The sequence below is a fragment of the uncultured Streptococcus sp. genome (genome assembly GCF_963521865.1).
Taxonomy (GTDB): Bacteria; Bacillota; Bacilli; order Lactobacillales; family Streptococcaceae; genus Streptococcus.
The window spans coordinates 55,320-75,225 of record NZ_CAUQWY010000002.1 but is presented as its reverse complement, the minus strand read 5'-3'; the positions used below and the strand labels follow the sequence as shown (position 1 = coordinate 75,225).

The 19,906-nt window shown below is 41.8% G+C and carries 17 protein-coding genes and 1 pseudogene; 1 reads left to right on the top strand and 17 read right to left on the bottom strand.

The annotated features are described in order from the left end of the window. Positions 1–98: 98 nt before the first annotated feature. The 14 genes from RWO85_RS01180 to RWO85_RS01115 all read right to left on the bottom strand — a co-directional run bounded on the left by RWO85_RS01180 (position 99) and on the right by RWO85_RS01115 (position 13,606). Complete coding sequence (locus RWO85_RS01180) at positions 99–1,409, bottom strand: LCP family protein (RefSeq protein ID WP_314413453.1); 1,311 nt, start codon at positions 1,407–1,409, stop codon at positions 99–101. After that, positions 1,406–2,254 carry a prephenate dehydratase gene (gene pheA, locus RWO85_RS01175; protein WP_314413452.1) on the bottom strand — a complete coding sequence of 283 codons (849 nt, stop codon included), beginning with the start codon at positions 2,252–2,254 and terminating at the stop codon, positions 1,406–1,408. Before pheA ends, RWO85_RS01180 begins: the two co-directional genes overlap by 4 nt. After that, positions 2,251–2,727: a shikimate kinase gene (locus RWO85_RS01170; protein ID WP_314413451.1), complete on the bottom strand. Its 477-nt coding sequence runs from the start codon at positions 2,725–2,727 to the stop codon at positions 2,251–2,253. The genes pheA and RWO85_RS01170 overlap by 4 nt, the downstream gene beginning before the upstream one ends. Continuing rightward, a complete protein-coding gene (gene aroA, locus RWO85_RS01165; protein ID WP_314413447.1) occupies positions 2,720–4,003 on the bottom strand; it encodes a 3-phosphoshikimate 1-carboxyvinyltransferase in 1,284 nt (427 codons plus the stop codon). The genes RWO85_RS01170 and aroA overlap by 8 nt, the downstream gene beginning before the upstream one ends. Before the next feature lie 90 nt (positions 4,004–4,093). After that, positions 4,094–4,432 carry a YlbF/YmcA family competence regulator gene (locus RWO85_RS01160; RefSeq protein ID WP_314413446.1) on the bottom strand — a complete coding sequence of 113 codons (339 nt, stop codon included), beginning with the start codon at positions 4,430–4,432 and terminating at the stop codon, positions 4,094–4,096. A gap of 10 nt (positions 4,433–4,442) precedes the next feature. After that, complete coding sequence (locus RWO85_RS01155; RefSeq protein ID WP_042900895.1) at positions 4,443–5,546, bottom strand: prephenate dehydrogenase; 1,104 nt, start codon at positions 5,544–5,546, stop codon at positions 4,443–4,445. A gap of 9 nt (positions 5,547–5,555) precedes the next feature. Further along, on the bottom strand, positions 5,556–6,722 hold the full coding sequence (gene aroC, locus RWO85_RS01150) for a chorismate synthase (protein WP_314413443.1): 1,167 nt from the start codon (positions 6,720–6,722) through the stop codon (positions 5,556–5,558). Between the two features lie 9 nt (positions 6,723–6,731). Next, entirely contained in the window at positions 6,732–7,799 is a 1,068-nt protein-coding gene (aroB, locus tag RWO85_RS01145) for a 3-dehydroquinate synthase (protein WP_314413441.1), read from the bottom strand. A gap of 18 nt (positions 7,800–7,817) precedes the next feature. Next, on the bottom strand, positions 7,818–8,672 hold the full coding sequence (locus tag RWO85_RS01140; RefSeq protein ID WP_314413439.1) for a shikimate dehydrogenase: 855 nt from the start codon (positions 8,670–8,672) through the stop codon (positions 7,818–7,820). Beyond that, the gene (gene aroD, locus RWO85_RS01135; RefSeq protein WP_261024387.1) at positions 8,662–9,339 is read right to left on the bottom strand and encodes a type I 3-dehydroquinate dehydratase; all 678 of its coding nucleotides are present in this window, start codon (positions 9,337–9,339) and stop codon (positions 8,662–8,664) included. The genes RWO85_RS01140 and aroD overlap by 11 nt, the downstream gene beginning before the upstream one ends. Continuing rightward, positions 9,336–10,499 (bottom strand): class I SAM-dependent rRNA methyltransferase, encoded by a 1,164-nt coding sequence (locus RWO85_RS01130; protein WP_314413437.1) that lies wholly within the window; start codon positions 10,497–10,499, stop codon positions 9,336–9,338. The genes aroD and RWO85_RS01130 overlap by 4 nt, the downstream gene beginning before the upstream one ends. A gap of 407 nt (positions 10,500–10,906) precedes the next feature. Next, positions 10,907–11,167 carry a hypothetical protein gene (locus RWO85_RS01125; RefSeq protein ID WP_314413434.1) on the bottom strand — a complete coding sequence of 87 codons (261 nt, stop codon included), beginning with the start codon at positions 11,165–11,167 and terminating at the stop codon, positions 10,907–10,909. Between the two features lie 71 nt (positions 11,168–11,238). Beyond that, positions 11,239–12,876, bottom strand: coding sequence for a hypothetical protein (locus tag RWO85_RS01120; RefSeq protein WP_314413432.1), 1,638 nt, complete (start codon positions 12,874–12,876; stop codon positions 11,239–11,241). Beyond that, entirely contained in the window at positions 12,857–13,606 is a 750-nt protein-coding gene (locus tag RWO85_RS01115) for an ABC transporter ATP-binding protein (RefSeq protein ID WP_136937233.1), read from the bottom strand. Before RWO85_RS01115 ends, RWO85_RS01120 begins: the two co-directional genes overlap by 20 nt. 178 nt (positions 13,607–13,784) lie before the next feature. Between RWO85_RS01115 and RWO85_RS01110 the strand changes: the two genes are divergently transcribed. Beyond that, entirely contained in the window at positions 13,785–15,239 is a 1,455-nt protein-coding gene (locus RWO85_RS01110) for an alpha-amylase (RefSeq protein WP_314413430.1), read from the top strand. Between the two features lie 194 nt (positions 15,240–15,433). Here the strand turns inward: RWO85_RS01110 and alaS are convergent, their stop codons facing one another. From alaS to RWO85_RS01095, 3 genes and pseudogenes are all read right to left on the bottom strand, one after another. Further along, on the bottom strand, positions 15,434–18,052 hold the full coding sequence (gene alaS / locus RWO85_RS01105) for an alanine--tRNA ligase (RefSeq protein ID WP_314413429.1): 2,619 nt from the start codon (positions 18,050–18,052) through the stop codon (positions 15,434–15,436). A gap of 21 nt (positions 18,053–18,073) precedes the next feature. After that, positions 18,074–18,572, bottom strand: a pseudogene (locus RWO85_RS01100) (LURP-one-related/scramblase family protein). A 497-nt stretch (positions 18,573–19,069) separates the two neighbouring features. Beyond that, complete coding sequence (locus RWO85_RS01095; RefSeq protein ID WP_153201904.1) at positions 19,070–19,705, bottom strand: PBECR4 domain-containing protein; 636 nt, start codon at positions 19,703–19,705, stop codon at positions 19,070–19,072. Positions 19,706–19,906: the final 201 nt, after the last annotated feature.

The window sequence follows — 19,906 nt, the reverse complement described above, 5'->3', positions numbered from 1 at the left end:
TACCACAAATAAGGGGTGAAAATCTATTGCAGACTGTAAAAAATCAAAGCCTGATTGCTAGATAAATAGCCTTCAAACTTTGATTCTCCTATCTTATTTTATCTCAAGCCCATCTGAGATAATTTATTCTGATATTTATTTTGATCAACCAGTAACCCCAAGCCTCCATAGACATCATAGGCATCAACCCAATCACCTAGTTCTGGAACTGTTAATCTCTCAATGCCATTTTGCGCTCCATCTAGGAAGGATAAGCCATTGGTCAGTAGGAAACTATAAGGAACATTCGTAGAGGTCATGCCAAAGACCTTACCAAGTGCTTCTGATCCAGTAAAAAGTTTAGTTGGATCCTTGAGTTGTTGCAGAACAGCTGTCAACACTTGCTGTTGTCTCTTGGTACGACCGTAATCACCTTCATCATCATCACGGAAGCGAGCATAGTTGAGCAAGGTTGATCCGTTCATCTGCTGTTTCCCAACTTTGATGGTTTGGGTTGGAGATTCAGTCTCAGTAGCATGCAAATCATCTCCGACTGTAGCTTCTGTTAATGGACGCCCATTCAATGTTGAAAATTGGGCATCAATTGTCACACCATCAGGGAAAAGCGTGTCAATCGCTGTTGCAAAGGCCTGAAAGTCAACCAAAGCATAGTACTTAATGTCCAAGTCAAAATTATCTTTCAAGACTTGGCGAACCATTTCTGCCCCTTTTTGCCCCTCTTGTTCTCCTAACTCATAGGCCACGTTTAACTTGTTATCTGTCTGTTTTCTACCGTTAATGACTTGGCTGTAACCGTCTATATAAACCAAATTGTCACGCATGAAGCTGACCAGCTTAATTTTCTTATCTGAGCCGCCAACATTTAATACCATAATAGAGTCCGTCCGCGTCTCAGCACTATTTTGACCGATTCGCCCATCTGTACCCATGATCAAGATATTAACCCCATCCTTGGTATCTTGACCATGAAAAACTTCTACTTGAGCTGCCTTAGCATTGGCAGGTTTATTTGGATCAGCATTTGAATAGCCTTTTAGGAACATAAAAATCATGCCAAAACCGACACAGGCTAGAAGGGCAAGCAATCCTGCAAAAATGCGCCCCCAACGAATCTTACGTTTTTTGGACTTAACCTTTGGAAGAGGATGACTTTTCTGATATTTTTTTGCACGACTACGGTTACCATAGGATGGAAGAGGAGACTGATTGACTGGTTCCATGAAAGACTCTTCCATATCGTGATTTTCATTATAAATTTCTGGAGAAGCTTTACTACTGCTAGCCATATTTAACTTACCTTGCAGGTAAGCAAACTCTTTTTTCTCTCGCTCATTGAGGTAATGAATGTTCTTAAAAAGATAGTCATAACGCAACTGCTCGTGATGGCTTAACGGATTTTCTTTGCTCATCTTCTCTCCTTTCCATGGTCTGATATTGGATAAATAGGATAGGCACCCAGAATTTTATACTGGATTCCAATCGCTTCTAATTCTTTTTGGGCAAAGTGGACCAAGTCCTTATCAGCATAGTCCACATCAATAATGAAAAAGTATTCTCCCAGTGCTGTCTTGAGTGGCCGACTTTCAATTTTTGTCAGGTCAATTCCTCGCCAAGCAAAGGTCGACAGGGCCTTATAAAGTGCACCTGGAAGGTTGTCAGGTAAGGTCAAGGCCAAACTCATTTTTTCACTTTGTGCTTGCAAGGGAATACTAGGCTTTTCAGCTCCTAAAACCCAGAAACGTGTGAAATTGGCTTCCATTTCCTGAATATCCTCAGCAATTAATTCCAAGCCATATTCTTCAGCAGAACTTCTAGGTGCAATGGCTGCAAAGGGATGGTCTGGATGTTCGGAAATAAAACGGGCTGCATAAGCTGTACTAGCTGTTACCTCGATTTGAGCCTCTGGATATTGTTCATCGATGAATTTCTTTCCTTGAGCCAAGGCCTGTGGATGTGAAAAAATCTTTTCAATCTTAGTATGGCCTGGAACCACCATCAACTGCTGATGAATAGGCTGAACGATTTCTACAACTGCTTGAATGCGAGCCTGATGAAAAAGGTAGTCCAAGGTTTCATGAACACTACCCTCGATAGAATTTTCAACTGGCACCACAGAATAGTCCACCAAGCCTTGCTCATAGGCCTTGATGACATCTGTAATGTTTGCAAAAGCCTGCAATTCCTCATGAGGAAAAGCTGTCTGCACAACATGGTGTGAAAATGATCCCTTGGGACCTAGATAAGCAATTTTCATCTCAGTTCCTCTATAATTTCCTCTGGACTTAGCTTGGTCACATCCAAAACCCGACTGGCTACTTCCTCATACCAAGCCTGTCGTTCTTGGAAAATAGCTGCTAATTCTTCCTTGCTATTATTTAGAAAAAGCGGGCGTCGATTGTCCTGATCAGCTGTGATACGTTGGTAGAGTGTTTCAAAATCTGCTTTTAGGTAGATGTTATCAGAATTGGTCTTGAGTAAGTCACGATTTCGCTGAGAAATAACCACTCCTCCACCAGTTGACACGACTTGATCTCTTTGTAGTAAATCAGCTAGGACTTCTGATTCTACCTGTCGAAAGGCCGATTCTCCCTTTTCCGAGAAAAATTCTGCAATAGACATGCCTAAGCGCTTCTCTATCAGAGCATCCATATCAAGGTAATTAGAGTCCAAGCCTCTTGCAATAGTCGATTTTCCAGCCCCCATAAAGCCTAATAACACCTTAGCCATGAATCAAGCTCTCCAAATCATCAAAGAAACTAGGATAGCTGGTATTGATGGCTTCTGCACGATCAAGCTCCACCTCTCCATCAGCAACCAAGAGGGCCGCGATAGCCGTCATCATGCCGATACGATGGTCTCCAAAAGTATTGACTCTAGCACCGTGAAGGGCTGATTTTCCTTTGATAATCATTCCATCTGCTGTAGGTGTGATATGCGCACCCATGCTATTTAAAGCGTCTGCCACCACCTGAATGCGGTCTGTTTCCTTAACCTTGAGCTCCTCAGCATTTTTGATAACTGTCACACCCTTGGCTTGGGTCGCCAGAAGAGCGATAATTGGCAATTCATCAATCAAACGTGGAATCAAGGCGCCACCAATTTCTATTCCTTTCAAGTCAGAAGATTCAACAATCAAGGTAGCAGATTTAGCGACTGGGTCAATTTCAGTTATTTCTAGTTTTCCACCCATGGCACGAATGACATCAATGATACCAGTACGCGTTTCGTTGATGCCCACATTCTTAAGCAGCACACGAGAATTTTGAACAATCAAACCTGCGACTAACCAAAAGGCTGCACTTGAAATATCTCCTGGAACAACCACATTTTGTCCTGTCAATTTTTGTGGCCCTTGGACTGTGATTTTCTTGCCCTCCACACTTAAATGACCACCAAATTGTTGCAACATATCTTCAGTATGATTACGGGTGCACTCTTTTTCAATAATCACGGACTCCCCCTGAGCCTGCAAGGCCGCAAACATCAAGGCTGACTTGACCTGGGCAGAAGCGATTGGCAATTCGTATTGAATAGGTCTTAAGTTTTTCGTTCCCTTTAAGTGTAACGGTGGCAAGTCTCGCTCAGTTTGCCCTGAAATGCTGACGCCCATTTTTTTCAATGGAATCGTCACACGGTCCATTGGGCGTTTAGAAAGACTATCATCTCCAAGCATCTCTACTTCAAAGTCTGCACCAGCAAGAACACCTGAAATCAGGCGAATCGAGGTGCCAGAATTTCCCATATTAAGGGCATTTTGTGGAGCTTTTAAGCCATCCATACCTACACCTTGAATGGTAATAACCCCATCTTTATCCTCAATCTCAACACCAAGGTCACGAAAGACTTGCATGGTCGAAAGGACGTCTTCGCCACGTAATATATCATAAACCTTGGTCTCCCCCTCAGCCAAACTTCCAAAGATAATGGAACGATGGCTGATAGACTTGTCACCTGGGACGCGGATACTGCCATGTAAGTGGCTAATGTTTGTTTTTAGTTTCATACTGGACCTCATACTTGCAATACTTTTACTTATTTTATCATAAAAAGCCAGAAATTCCTTAAAAATTTCTGACTTTATGATAGTTATTTCTTATTTTAGCAATTCTGAAACTGGTTCGAAAACAATTTTTTCAATGTCAGAAAGGTAAATTGCCAATTGTTGTTGCTTAGTAAAGAATTCTGACAAGAGGCTATTTCCTTGAATCTGTTTACCAAAGTCTTCCATTTTCGCTTGAAAGGAAGCATCTGGCATTTGACCTGTCTGGGCTAGTCTTTGAATTTCCTCTTGGAAAGCAACGTACTCTGTAAAGATTTTACTTGCCTCAGCATCTGCTGAAATAGCATCTTTAGCTGCTTTGACAGCCTTGTATTCTGGTAATTGGCGTAGACCGCGACTGAGTTCGTTTGCACTATCGTAGATATTTGACATGATTTTCTCCTTATTTGATGACTACTGTATAGTCTGTATTTTCTGTTATGAGATGCTCGGCTCGTTCCAAGTCTTGAGCATTTTTAAATGAAATTTGTAGGATCCCGTGAATATCTTCACGGTTTTCCTCGTTAATGTGAATATTGACCAAGGAAGTTCCACGTAGTAATTCCAAGATTCGTAAAATGACATCTTCTTCATCGGGAACGTCAACATAGAGGTCATAAGAGCTATCCACACCACCACGCTTATGGATTTCCATGGCCTGACGTTGCTCACGCGCTTGGTTGAAAAAGTTCCAGATTTGCCCCTCATCTCCCTTGCTGATGGCTTGACCAACCTCATCTAAACGTTCCTTAAAATCCTCAATTCTCTCCAGAATAGTCTCACGATTAGACAAGAGAATGGAAGTCCACATACCTGGCTCGCTTTCCGCAATTCGAGTCATATCTCGAAAACCACCGGCCGCAAAGCGCCTTGCCATCTCATGTTCTTGAGCATAGACCGCGGTCTGTTCCATGAGACTGGAAGCCAGAATATGAGGAAAATGGCTAATCTGAGAAGTGACTCGATCATGCTCCTTGGCATCAATTTCGATAAAACGAGCATGAAGACCTGAAAGCAGATCCTTCATTTCCTTAAGCGTGTCCTGACCTGTCAGGCTTGAAGGTGTAAAGATATAATAGGCATTTTCAAAAAGATTGACATCCGCAGAAGCAGCCCCTGTCTTGTGACTACCAGCCATGGGATGAGCCCCGACAAAGCGAACAGGTTTGCCAGCCAAATATTGCTCCGCCGCATCCACAATGGCTGACTTGGTCGAACCAGCATCTGAGATAATCACGCCTTCTTTCAAGTCCAAGTTGGCCAATTCCTTAATGAAAGAAATAGTTTGTTTGATTGGCAAGCTGAGAATGATGATATCTGCCAAAGGAGCAAAACTGGCAAAATCATCCGTTGCACGGTCAATCATGCCTTCTTTCAAGGAGATATCTCTCGAAGCTTGACTGCGATTATAACCTAAAATTTCATAATCTGGATGATCGCGTTTGATGCCTAGGGCCATAGAGGCACCAATTAACCCAAGACCTGCGATATAGATTGTTTTTGCCATAGGAACTCCTTAATAGTTCTTTGTATAGTCTCGGTGTTTGGCCACTGCTTCTTTTAATTCCTCAAGATTGTCTGATGAGAATTTTTCGAGGATTTCTTGTGCTAGAACCGTAGCCACAACGGCTTCCATGACCACTCCTGCAGCTGGGAGAGCAGTCGGATCACTTCTCTCCACGGTTGCCTTGTAGGGTTCATGGGTTTCGATATCCACACTCATGAGTGGTTTGTATAGAGTAGGAATGGGTTTCATGACTCCACGAACAACAATGGGTTGCCCATTAGTCATACCACCTTCAAAACCGCCCAGATTGTTAGTACGGCGAGTATAGCCGTCTTCTTTGGACCAGAGAATTTCGTCCATAACTTGGCTACCCTTACGGTAACCAGCTTCAAATCCAAGACCAAATTCCACTCCTTTAAAGGCATTGATAGAGACAACTGCTTGGGCCAATCGCGCATCCAATTTTCTGTCCCATTGTACATAGGAACCTAGGCCGACTGGAACACCTCCGACGACTGTCTCGACAACCCCACCGATGGTATCACCGTCACGCTTGATTTGGTCAATATAGTCCTTGATCTCCTGTTCTCGTTCTTGGTTGACAATAGAAACTTCAGACTGGGCAGCTCTTTCCTTAATCTCAGCCACTGTCAGATCTTCAGGTACATCGATTTCCTTGCCACCAAAGACCACGACATGGTTGGCAATCTCCATATCCAGTTCAGCTAAGAGGCGTTTGGCTACAGCCCCGACTGCCACTCGCATAGTTGTTTCACGGGCAGATGAACGTTCCAAGGAATTTCGCAAATCATCAAAACGGTACTTGATCCCCCCAACCAAGTCGGCATGTCCTGGGCGAGGATGGGTGATTTTTCGTTTGCTTTTAAGTCGCTCTTCTATGTCCTCTGCAGACATGATATCTAGCCATTTTTGGTGGTCTTTGTTGATGACATCCATGGTAATGGGAGCCCCTGTCGTCTTCCCGTGGCGAACGCCCGAGGTAAAGACAACCTGGTCACTCTCAATCTTCATACGACCGCCTCGACCGTAGCCACCCTGACGGCGTTTCAAATCCTCATTGATGTCCTCTGCTGTCAAAGGAAGTCCAGCTGGAATTCCCTCAATGATAGCTGTCAGACGGGGACCGTGTGATTCTCCTGCAGTTAAATATCTCATACACTCTCCTTATTTTACCAAGTAGTCTTTCATCTCTTCCAGAGAAACTGAGTGGATAGTCGCTGAACCGAGCTCTGGTACCAAAACCAACTTCAAGGTATTGCCACGCGCCTTCTTATCATGAGTCAAAGCCTGATACAGCTTGTCAACATCCCAGCTTTCATAGTCAACAGGCAAGCCAAATTTCTGACACATAGCTGTAATGGACTGAGTTATGCCAACTGGCATGAGACCTTTTTCCTCAGCAACCTTGGAAATCTGTACCATACCCATGGCCACAGCTTCTCCATGCATGACCTTGCCATAACCAGCCGTCGATTCAATAGCATGGCCAATAGTGTGGCCAAAATTGAGGTAAAGACGAACACCATTGTCCAACTCATCCTCAACCACCATCTTGCGCTTGACCTGGCAAGAATGTTCAATCAAAGTCTCTGCATGTTCCAGAATGCTCTCAACAGAACCATCCAGCTCCGTCAAGAGAGCCCAAAGTGCTGGATCCTCAATCAGGCCATACTTGATAACCTCACCCATCCCTTCAATCAACTCTCTTTTTCCAAGCGTTTCAAGAACAAGTGGGTCAATCAAAACCCCATCTGGTTGGGCAAAGGTCCCCACCATATTTTTAGCAAATGGAGTATTAACACCCGTCTTTCCACCTATAGAAGAATCCACCTGAGCTGTCAAGCTGGTCGGAATCTGAACAAAGTGAATACCCCGCATATAGGTAGAGGCTACGAAACCTGCCAGGTCCCCAACGACACCACCACCAAGAGCCACGATTCCATCGCTACGAGTCAGACCTTGCTTGACTAAAAATTCATAGACTTTCTGAACAGTAGTTAAATTCTTTCTTTCTTCCCCTTCTAAAAAGTCAAATACCGCTACCTGAAAACCAGCATCTTCTAAGCTGAGCTTGACCTTCTCTGCATAAAGAGAAGCTACATGGTTGTCTGTTACAATGGCTACTTTTTGCGGTTGCCAGAGTTCTCTCAACCACTGACCAGCCTGAGCCAGACAGCCTTTTTCAATCTGAATTTCATAAGGATGATGAGGAATATCGATTCTGATTTTCATAGGAGAATCTCCCTTTCTTTATTGGTATTTTTCTGTTAAGGACTGCCAAATCTCTTCTGTCGGCATTTCCTTGCCTGTCCACAGTTGAAAAGCTTCTGCAGCTTGATAGAGCAACATTCCCAGACCATTAACCGCTGGATTCCCCTGACTTCTGGCCCATTTTAAAAACGGCGTCTCAAAAGGTTGGTAAATGATATCTGCTACTAAGAGAGTTTCTGGTAAGACTATATTTTCAGGAACTGGAGATGACTGTCCATCCATCCCAACACTAGTGGCATTGACCAGTAGGTCCGACTCGGCAATCCTTTCCTGCAAGACAGAAACATCTTCTAAAGCATACAAGTCCACTTTAAAGCCTGTCTGCTCCTGTAACTTGGTCAGGTAAGGTCTTGTTTTTTCCATCGAAACGGAACGAACAAAGACAGAAATCTGACTGACACCATCCAAAATAGCCTGTGCCAAGATTGATTTAGCCGCACCACCTGCACCAAGCAGGGTCATCTTTTTACCTGTAATTGTAAAAGAAGGCAAGCTCTTAAAAAATCCCTTGCCATCTGTATTATATCCAATTAAATTGCCATTCTCATTGACAACCGTATTAACCGCACCGATCAAGCGTGCTTCATCACTCAGCTCATCCAAATAAGGAATCACCTGCTCCTTATAGGGCATAGAAAGGTTGATGCCAAACATCTGGTAGCGACGAATATTATCCACTGTTTCTGCCAAATCACTCGCTTCAATCTCCCAAGCCACATAAACACCATTGGTATCTGTCGCCTCAAAGGCACTATTGTGAATGAAGGGGGAAATAGAATGCTTAATAGGATTGGCAACAACGGCAGCTAAACGTGTATAGCCATCAAGCTTCATCCAAAATCTCCCTGATTTTTTTCATGCTAGCTAGAGAAATCTGACCTGGAGCACTGGCCTCATCTAGACTAGCAAAAGACCAGCTCGAACCCGTCACATCCGCAGTGATACGAGAGACCTTGCCCACCTTGCCCATAGAAATGGTTACATATTCCTGCTCAGGATTGAGGGTTTTAAAGCCTCGTGTATAGTTCATCAAGTCTAGCACATCCTGCTCCGTGTGAGCCATCACCGCAACCTTAACAAGTTTTGGATTTAAGCTCGTCAACTCTGACAAGATTTCCATCATATTTTCAGGTGTTTCTTGGAAATTGTGGTAACTCAAAATGAGATTCGGGAAATCCAACATCTCCTCAAAAACATCCTTGTAGCTATAGTATTCAAAATCAATATAGTCTGGTTGATAGAGTTGCGCCACTTCCTTGATTAGATGGATATACTCTTCTGGAGAAAGGTCGATTTCTCCCCCTTCAGAACGAGTTCGTAGCGTGAAAACCAATTCACGACCTGCAAATTTTTCAAAAATAGCTGGAGCTACCTGCAAAATCGCTTCTTTAGGCAGATAGTCGGCACGCCATTCAATGATGTCGGCATCCAGATACCTCGTGGCATCCAGAGCCTGAGCCTCCTCTAAACTTCTTGGCATTACTGAAACGATTAATTTCATTTACTAACCTTCATACTAATCACCTTGAGGTAATTACTACTTTCATCTTTTTTGTTATAGGCGAAATCTGCTGGAAGACCGTATTTGTTTAAAATCTGGTAACTTCTTCCTGCAAACCCTTTATCAATTTGTTCTGTAAATTTCTGACGAGATACATTGGTAGCATTGGTACTGGCAATAATAATCCCTCCAGGATTTAAAATCTCAAGACTCTGGGATATCAACTTGTGATAATCCTTAGCCACAGAGAAGGTTTGTTTTTTGTTCCGAGCAAAGCTAGGCGGATCTAGGACAATCACATCATAGGTCAAGGCTTTTCGTTTGGCATACTTGAAATACTCAAAAACATCCATAACTATAAAACGATGGTCGTCTGTGCTGATTCCATTTGCCTGAAAATGCGCTTGAGACAATTCTCGTGAACGTTTAGCTAGGTCAACCGAAGTTGTCTGGCTAGCTCCCCCTATGGTCGCAGCTACTGAAAAGGCTGCTGTATAAGAAAACATATTGAGCAAGGATTTACCCATAGCCAACCCATCCACTAGACTACCACGAACCTCGTGCTGGTCTAGAAAAATCCCTGTCATCAAGCCATCGTTCATAAAGACTTGATAGAGGGCACCATTTTCCAAAACAGTGAAAAAGTCAGGTGCTTCTTGACCATAAACATGGGCAGATTCATAGTCCAAACCCTTAAAACGGATCTTCTCATATGCTCCTAAAACCTCAGGAAAAACCTGTCTAAAGGCTTCAGAAATAACCTTACGAATCTGATAAACATAAGAGTTATACCAAGAAAAGACAGCATAGTCGCCATACAGGTCCACTGTCAGACCGCCAAAGCCATCTCCCTCTTGGTTGAAGAGACGAAAGGCAGTTGTCAAATCATCTTGATAGTAGGCTTTTCTCTTTTCTTTAGCTTGTCTAAACAGCGTTTCAAAGAACGCTTGATTGAAGGTCACCTTGTCTGTGCTCACAAACCAGCCCAAGCCCTTGTTTTGCTGAGAAAGGTAGGCAGTCCCAAGAAAGATGCCTTCTTGACGATAGACTTCTACCTCCTGATCCTTAAGATTGACATTCTCAAGATCGCTGGCTTCTAGTAAAACCAGACCTTTGGCAAGCTTTTTTTCAACCCGCTTACTGACTCTTATTCTATTCATAGTCACTATTATAGCAAATTTTGTGACAATTCTCAAAAAAGAAACTACCCTTGCTTTTTTACTCTCGTTTTAAAAAATGGTATACTGATACTAATTCAAAATTAGTAAGTAAATGTGTAAGAATCACAATAAAAAATACTCTTCCGTCTTGGAGGAGCGTTTCTTTTATCAACAAAAATCAAAGAGCAAACTAAGAAACTAGCCGCAGGTTATACTCAATGAAAATCAAAGAACAAACTAAGAAACTAGCCTTAGTTTAACTTTGAGATTGTAGCTAGAGAGGCTGTACCTGCAATATATGTCTGTCAAGTTTAGTGACGAATATAGAATATAGTAGAAGAAATATGAGGATATAAATCAGCTTCAGCAGGTATCTGGAAAATTTGATTTTATAGAGAAGCCTTTTGTTACAAATTCAATATACTATCAATAAATAATATTATAGAAGCAACAATAATTATAATTTCACCTATCTGCATAATCCTATTTCGAACTCTAAATATATGTTCTATCAAAAATACTTGGATCACACACATTATAGGAATTAACGTTTTTGAAATTGAAAAATATCCAAATAAATAAACTATAAATAACAAAAATAGAACTATATTATATTTCTTATTCAAAACCTTCCCCCCTATATTTTTTTGATTGCCAATCGTAATCATTTACAACTACATTCTAACAAACTATAAAAGCGTTTGTCGAATTGAATTTATCAATCAAGCGACCAACTAGCTCATCTTTTTTCTATTTCTGCCAATATGCGTGACAGGTAGTAATGATAGCCAAAAATAGCAAGAGCAAGCAGAAGGATAAGAACTCCTACTCCCAAGCTAATGGCAAGGATAGGGGAGAGAGACCGAACCAAGAACAAACTTGCTATGACTAAAATCATTAAGATAACACTATAAATTAAGAGTAAAACTATTGCGACTATACGATTTGAACGGTTCACCAGGTCCGTAATGTTACTCCAATTGGTTGACAAATTTTTCACGTCCTTAAGGTAATGGTGGCAAGAAAGGATGACACTGGCAAGGATCCAGACTACAAGAAGGTAAATCATCGAAAGGATGGGCAAGCCTAGATATAGAGAAAGTCCAAGTAAAGTCAGAACTGGTAAAAAGGACTGGACAGCAAATATAATCCAAAATTTCACTTTCACATAACGAGCAAAGTCAAAGGGTAAACTCTTAAGAAAATCAACATTTTCTCTCTCCAAGGACAAGGCAATTGAATGTAGGCTGGTGATATTGTTATTGACAACTGCTATAAACACTCCTACAAAAAACAAGGGTAACCAATATGGAGGATGAATGTCTGGAACTATCTGAGAATCTCGGATTTTGGAAATCAGACCGATCATCATGAGATAAGGAAGGAAAGCACTTGTAAAAAGCACTGTAATCACGCCAGTTCCCTGTCCCAAGAGGGTGAGGTGGTAGCGTAAAACCATGCGGAAAAAGCCCTTTTTATTAGTAGTTGAAATTCTCTCCTTATTGCGACGTTCTTTTTTGACCTTCTCCTCACTATTAAGCAGGATAACGTCATAAAAACGAGGAAGGACCTTCTTTTTGGTCAGGTAAAGCAAGAAAACAGTTAAAGCTATCCAAGCGAGCAGACCCAGTATAGCTTCTGTCGAAAAAGGCTCCACTGCTATTTTGTAAAAGATATGAAGAGGATAAAGGAGAAATGGAATGTCTCTAACTTTGTCAACAATACTTCCAAAAGTCGACTGTAGAAAGAGGACAAATATTAAAGGTATGAGAACCCCTATCCCAATCATCACATTCGAAAAAATAGACTGATACTTTCTGAAGACCCTAGTCTGAGCCAAGAAATGTACTGCCACTACCATCACTAAAGTAACAGAGACAAATAATAAGGCCAAGGACAGCAGCATCAAAGGCAAACCCAGCCATAGAGAAGGAGCTAGCCTAATATAGAGGACTAGAAAATAAGCTAGGATTGGTACAATTCCAGTTAGAGCTGGCAAGAGAACAGACAGTCCTTTAGCAATTATAATCTCTGATTCTTTAAAGGCATAAGGCCTATACGATACCAAGTCCTTACTCTCATAAAAGACATTGTAAAATGCAGTGAAAGAAGTTGAAAAGGCAAGCACCAGTAAAATAGCAACCATGGTACTAAAAAAACTTGGCCTTTCCTCAAAAGGAAAACGAAAGGCTATATTTATAAACATGAAAAGCATCAAGAGACTGGAAAAAATGTAAGAACTTAGGACTCTAGCGGAAACATTTACTTTTTTCGCAGGATTCTTAGCTTGCTTCTTTCGTAGGTTAGCCAGATTAGCTTCTTGAGATGAATAGAGGATATTGATATCAACTAATTTTTTAATGACCTTGAGACGCATCTGAAACCTCCTCTTTTCTACCAGCAAGGCTAAGGTAGATACTTTCCAAAGACTGGTCTGGGTGGTCTTTTCTCAAGTCCTCTACCTTACCACAATAAATCAAATGCCCCTTTTTCAAAATGGCAATCCGATCACAGACTTGCTCTGCCACCTCTAGGACATGGGTTGAAAACAAGACTGTCTTGCCTTTTTGTGCATGTTCCTTCATCATTTGCTTCAAATCAAAGGCAGCCTGGGGATCCAAACCAGTCAAGGGTTCGTCCAAAACCCAAATATCAGGATCAGACAAGAGTGCTCCGATGACAAAGACTTTCTGACGCATTCCGTGAGAAAGTGTTTCAATAACCTGATAGCGATTTTCAGCAAAATCAAAAACACTCAATAGCCTAGCTAAACTAGCTTCCAAGTCAGAGCTAGTCAGATCATAGGATGAGGCAATCAATTCCCAAAATTCATTGGCCGTTAAGCGTAAAAATAAGTCAGGCGAGTCTGCTACGTAGCCAATCTTTCGTTTGATAGCCAAGCGATTTTCCGATAAATCCTGACCGTCTACCAAAATACGACCACTGCTAGGTGAAATGATACTGACTAAGGATTTTATAGTGGTCGATTTTCCAGCACCATTATGGCCAATCAAGCCCATAATCTCCCCATTTTCAATCTGCAAATTGAGATTGCTCAAGGCCTCTTTATCACCATACAACTTACTAACATTTTGAAATTCAATCATGGGATGACTCCTATCTTTATCTGTATTACATACTATTATACTAGCACTTTGATACAAAAAAATCAACACTTTATTTTAAGTGGTTAAAATAGATTTCTTCTATCTTACGCAAACGTTTGAGCTAACCAATACTTTATGATAGAATAAAGAACAAGATTGACAAGTAAGAGGAAACATCATGCAAAATCAAACACTCATGCAATACTTTGAATGGTATCTGCCCCACGACGGTCAACATTGGACGCGTCTGGCTGAAGATGCTCCACACCTAGCTGATCTCGGTATCAGCCATGTCTGGATGCCACCAGCCTTCAAAGCCACCAATGAAAAAGATGTCGGCTATGGGGTCTATGACTTATTTGACCTAGGAGAGTTCAACCAAAAAGGGACTGTCCGCACCAAGTATGGTTTCAAAGAAGACTATCTTCAAGCCATTCAAACTCTAAAAGCACAGGGAATCCAGCCTATGGCCGATGTGGTTCTCAACCACAAGGCTGCTGCCGATTACAGGGAAGCCTTTCAGGTTATTGAAGTGGATCCTGTAGACCGTACAGTTGAACTTGGAGAACCCTTCACCATCAATGGCTGGACTAGTTTTACCTTCGATGGTCGCCAAGATACCTACAATGACTTCCACTGGCACTGGTACCACTTCACAGGTACAGACTACGATGCCAAACGCCGTAAGTCTGGGATTTATCTGATTCAAGGAGACAACAAGGGCTGGGCCAACGAGGAATTGGTCGATAACGAAAACGGAAACTACGACTACCTCATGTATGCCGACCTAGACTTTAAACATCCTGAAGTCATCCAAAATATCTATGACTGGGCTGACTGGTTCATGGAAACGACTAGTGTAGCTGGTTTCCGCTTAGATGCTGTTAAGCACATTGACTCTTTCTTCATGCGTAATTTCATCCGAGATATGAAGGAAAAATACGGTGAGGATTTCTACGTTTTTGGTGAATTTTGGAATCCTGACAAGGAAGCCAATCTGGACTATCTTGAAAAAACGGAAGAACGCTTCGACCTTGTTGATGTTCGTCTCCACCAGAATCTCTTTGAAGCCAGTCAAGCTGGCGCAAACTATGACCTTCGTGGTATTTTCACAGATAGCTTGGTTGAACTCAAACCTGACAAGGCTGTAACCTTTGTCGACAACCACGATACCCAACGTGGTCAGGCTCTTGAGTCTACTGTTGAAGAATGGTTCAAACCAGCAGCCTATGCCCTCATTCTATTACGCCAAGACGGCCTTCCATGTGTCTTTTACGGAGACTACTATGGGATTTCAGGGCAGTATGCTCAACAAGATTTCAAAGAAGTTCTTGACCGCCTCCTAGCCATCCGAAAAGATTTGGCCTATGGAGAACAAAATGACTACTTTGATGATCCTAACTGTATCGGTTGGGTACGTTCAGGTGCTGAACATCAATCCCCAATCGCAGTCTTGATTTCAAATGACCAAGAAAACAGTAAGTCAATGTTTGTCGGCCAAGAATGTGCTAACCAAACCTTTGTAGATTTACTTGAAAACCACCAAGGTCAAATTACAATTGATGAGGAAGGTTATGGACAATTCCCAGTCTCAGCTGCTTCGGTAAGTGTCTGGGCAACCAATACAATCTAATACTCTTCGAAAATCTCTTCAAACCGCGTCAACGTCGCCTTGCCGTACTCAAGTACAGCCTGCGGCTAGTTTCCTAGTTTGCTCTTTGATTTTCATTGAGTATAATAGCAAATAATAACCAAGCCAGATCCAATCAGATTTGGCTTTTTTGTATTCACAAAAAGACCTACCCAAATGGATAGATCTTTACTTGATTACAATTTACCTGCTACTGCATCCAACAATTCTTGAATCTTAGCTTGGTTGCTTCCTCCTGCCATGGCCATGTCTGGTTTACCACCACCACGTCCATCGACGATTGGTGCTAATTCTTTGACAAGGTTTCCTGCATGAAGGTCTTTTGTCTTGCTTGCTACAAGGACATTGACTTTGTCACCGATAGCAGCAACTAGGACAAGAAGATCAGAGTAGTCTTTTTGTTTCCAGTTATCTGCAAAGGTACGAAGGGCACCGGCATCTGATACAGACACTTGACTAGCAATGTAACGGTGACCGTTGACTTCCTTCACATCCTTGAAGATGTCGCCTGCAGCTGCAGCTGCGGCTTTTTCTTTCAACTCAGCATTTTCTTTTTGCAATTGACGAAGTTGTTCTTGAAGTCCTTCTACCTTGTGAGGTACTTCCTTGACTTGAGGTGCTTTCAAGGTTGCTGCGACAGCTTTAAGGGCGTCTTCTTGTTCACGGTAGGCTTCAAAGGCTTCCTTACCAGTCACTGCCAAGATACGGCGAGTTCCTGAGCCGATCCCTTCTTCTTTGACAATCTTGAAGAGACCAATTTCAGAAGTGTTGCCAACGTGAGTACCACCACAAAGCTCGATAGAGTAGTCACCGATAGTAACAACACGGACTTCTTTACCGTATTTCTCACCAAAGAGAGCCATAGCTCCCATTTCCTTGGCAGTGTCAATATCCGTTTCAACTGTCTTCACTTCAAGAGCTTCCCAGATTTTCTCGTTAACTTGCTGTTCAATCGCACGCAATTCTTCTGCAGTTACTGCTTGGAAATGAGTAAAGTCAAAGCGAAGGAATTCAACTTCGTTAAGAGATCCTGCTTGTGTCGCGTGGTTTCCAAGGATATTATGAAGAGCAGCGTGAAGCAAGTGAGTCGCAGTGTGGTTTTTCATGACACGGTGACGGCGATTGCTATCAATTGCCAAGGTATATTCTTGGTTCAAGACAAGCGGTGCAAGGACTTCAACTGTATGAAGAGCTTGTCCGTTTGGAGCTTTTTGAACATTTGTCACAGTAGCCACGACCTTACCTGACTCATCCAAGATTTGTCCGTGGTCAGCGACCTGTCCACCCATTTCAGCATAGAATGGCGTTTCCGCAAAGATAAGAGAGGCAGTTCCTTCTGATACAGCTTCTACTTCTGCATTGTCAGCCACGATAGCCACCAATTTAGAAGACAATTGAGATGCTTCATAGTTAAAGCGGCTTTCCACTGTGATGTTTTGAAGGGTTTCATTTTGCATACCCATTGAACCACCCTTGACAGCTGACGCACGCGCGCGTTCTTGCTGTTCTTTCATGGCTGCTTCAAAACCTTCACGGTCAACAGTCATACCAGCTTCTTCAGCAATTTCTTCAGTCAATTCAACTGGGAATCCATAAGTGTCATAAAGTTTGAAGACATCTGAACCAGCAATGACAGATTGACCTTTTTCTTTCAAGTCAGCTACGATGCCTTGGGCAAAGTGTTGACCTGAGTGAAGGGTACGGGCAAATGACTCTTCCTCGCTCTTAACGATTTTCTCAATAAAGTCACGTTTTTCAAGCACTTCTGGGTAGTAGCTTTCCATGATTTTCCCAACAGTTGGAACGAGTTTGTAAAGGAAAGTTTCATTGATACCCAACTTTTGACCATGCATAGAAGCACGACGGAGAAGACGACGAAGGACATAACCACGACCTTCATTTCCTGGAAGGGCACCGTCACCGATGGCAAATGAAAGTGAACGGATGTGGTCAGCGATAACCTTAAAGCTCATGTTATCGCCATCTTGGTCATAAACCTTACCAGACAATTTCTCCACTTCACGAATGATTGGCATGAAGAGGTCTGTTTCAAAGTTTGTCTTAGCCCCTTGGATAACGGCCACCAAACGCTCCAAACCAGCGCCCGTATCAATGTTCTTGTGTGGCAATTCCTTGTATTCGCTACGAGGAACAGAAGGGTCTGCGTTAAATTGTGACAAAACGATGTTCCAGATTTCGATATAACGGTCGTTTTCGATATCTTCTGCAAGCAGGCGAATACCGATATTTTCTGGGTCAAATACTTCACCACGGTCAAAGAAGATTTCTGTATCTGGTCCAGAAGGTCCTGCACCGATTTCCCAGAAGTTGTCCTCGATTGGAATCAAGTGACTTGGGTCCACTCCCACTTCAATCCAGCGGTTATAAGAATCTTTGTCTTCTGGATAGTAGGTCATGTAAAGTTTTTCAGCTGGGAAGTCAAACCATTCAGGGCTTGTCAAAAGCTCATATGCCCAAGTGATAGCTTCATCACGGAAGTAATCACCGATAGAGAAGTTCCCCAACATTTCAAACATGGTATGGTGACGTGCTGTCTTCCCTACGTTTTCAATGTCGTTTGTACGGATAGCCTTTTGCGCATTGGTAATACGTGGATTTTCAGGGATAATGGTTCCGTCAAAGTATTTCTTAAGGGTTGCTACCCCAGAGTTGATCCACAAAAGAGTTGGATCATTTACAGGAACCAAGCTCACTGATGGTTCTACAGAGTGACCTTTGGTCGCCCAGAAGTCAAGCCACATTTGGCGTACTTGTGCACTAGATAGTTGTTTCATATTGTCTCCTTATTTACTTGTTTAATGTGATTGGCTTTCCAGCATCTCCACATAGTCAATCGCGACACAGAGGGAAATAACTAGGTCTGCATAAGCGTCCTCCAGAACCGTCCTCCAGAACCGTTACGGTATAGGTAGAGGTCAGATGGAAGAGTTCCTTCTTAATTTCCGCAATCAGCTGATCGCGATCATCCAGCAATTTGAAATCCAAATCCCAGATATTTCCCTCGATACGAAGATCTAAATTATCAAACTCATACTTATCTCGCCAGAAGGTCAACTTCTTACGAATGACAAAACTCGAGCCATCCCGAAGCTGAATCTCAAAACGAGGAAGCAAGGTCAAGATTTCTTTACTAATCTGACTGACCTGTTCACCAGTCGCATCATAGATGGTAAAGGTTTTAGGAATTTGGAAAAATGATCCCTCTACCTGATAGGCGATTTCTCCCCTGTCGTCCTTGATAGCGAAACGTTCGCCTCCAAGACGAAACTTTTGTTTAACAAGAAATGTCTTCATAAACACCTCCAAAAATCAAAAGACAAGCTCATATCACGAAGGGCGAAAAACCGCGGTACCACCTTCATTCAATGAACTTGTCATTCTCTTATTCTTATGCAATTGTATGATTGAGTAGCATGACTTTCTAGCTTAGATGGCTCGCAGCACCGCCATTTCTCTGGACTAAGACAACTGAAAATCAATTCTCAACTTTCTTATTATATCGTTTTTTGGGTTCCGCGTCAACTGGAAATGATTCTTGTGAGATAGACATTGTCATTAGCGTTTGATTTTCCTCAAAACTTACTACCATCTTATCTGCTATACATATCTTGCTATAATATTTATTTTTGCATAGCCACGATTTCTCTATTCTGTCCTCTGATGATTCTTATTTCCAGCGTCATGCTTAGGATTGCTATTGGCTTCACAGTTAGTTGGTGCTCATAGCGGACTTACATCTCAGATATCTGATATACCTGTCATACTCAAAATAGCTCTCTAAACCAAATGAACTATCTATCGTATAATGTAACAATTCTAGCCCCCTGTATTTTTTCAACCTTCAATAGCTTAATGGGGGTTTGGTTCATTTCATAGTGTTTTGCACTACGCCCTTCTGGCAACTCAGCCTGTATTTTTCTTCTAAAAACTGAAACAGGATAGCAAATATCAGTGTTCTTAACCTTCTTATCATATTTATCAAACAAAAAATAAAATTCTTTATCTCTATGTTGAAAATGCAATAAATACTTTGCTTTAATCTTAGACCCAATTTTGTTTGGGTCAAAATAATACAATCCCTTTAAATTAACACTTATATTTTCTAGCATCGTATAAATTAAATTCAGAGAAGTTGCTCTAGATAAAAATGCAGCCTTATGCTGAGATGTATCTTTATCTAAATCATAAAAAGTGATATGATTCCCCAAAATTTGGTTATATATCCTCTGAGCCCCATTACCATTGAAGCACTTAACTTTATCTATTCCTTTTAGTTTGTGCAAACCTATAAGATGATGAAAATTTGGTTCCGTGAAGCTTAATTCAATATATTTTTCTGTAGTTTGTTTGGAGACAGTCTGAGTGATAGTAAATTTGTATTGAGTATCCATCAACGTTCTGTAACTAAGAATTAAATTTCTTAACATACTGTACCTTTTCTCAAAAAAATAAAGAGGCTATTTACACCTCTTCCTACGATATATTTATTCATCTGCTTGCGGAAAATATATAAAACCCAAATAAGCCTATCTACGAACTACTGACCAAAACAGACCGACCAGTAATTCTTTGGCTACGCTAAAAGCGATAGTTTTCTTCTACGAACTTTATTATATTAGATTCTTAAC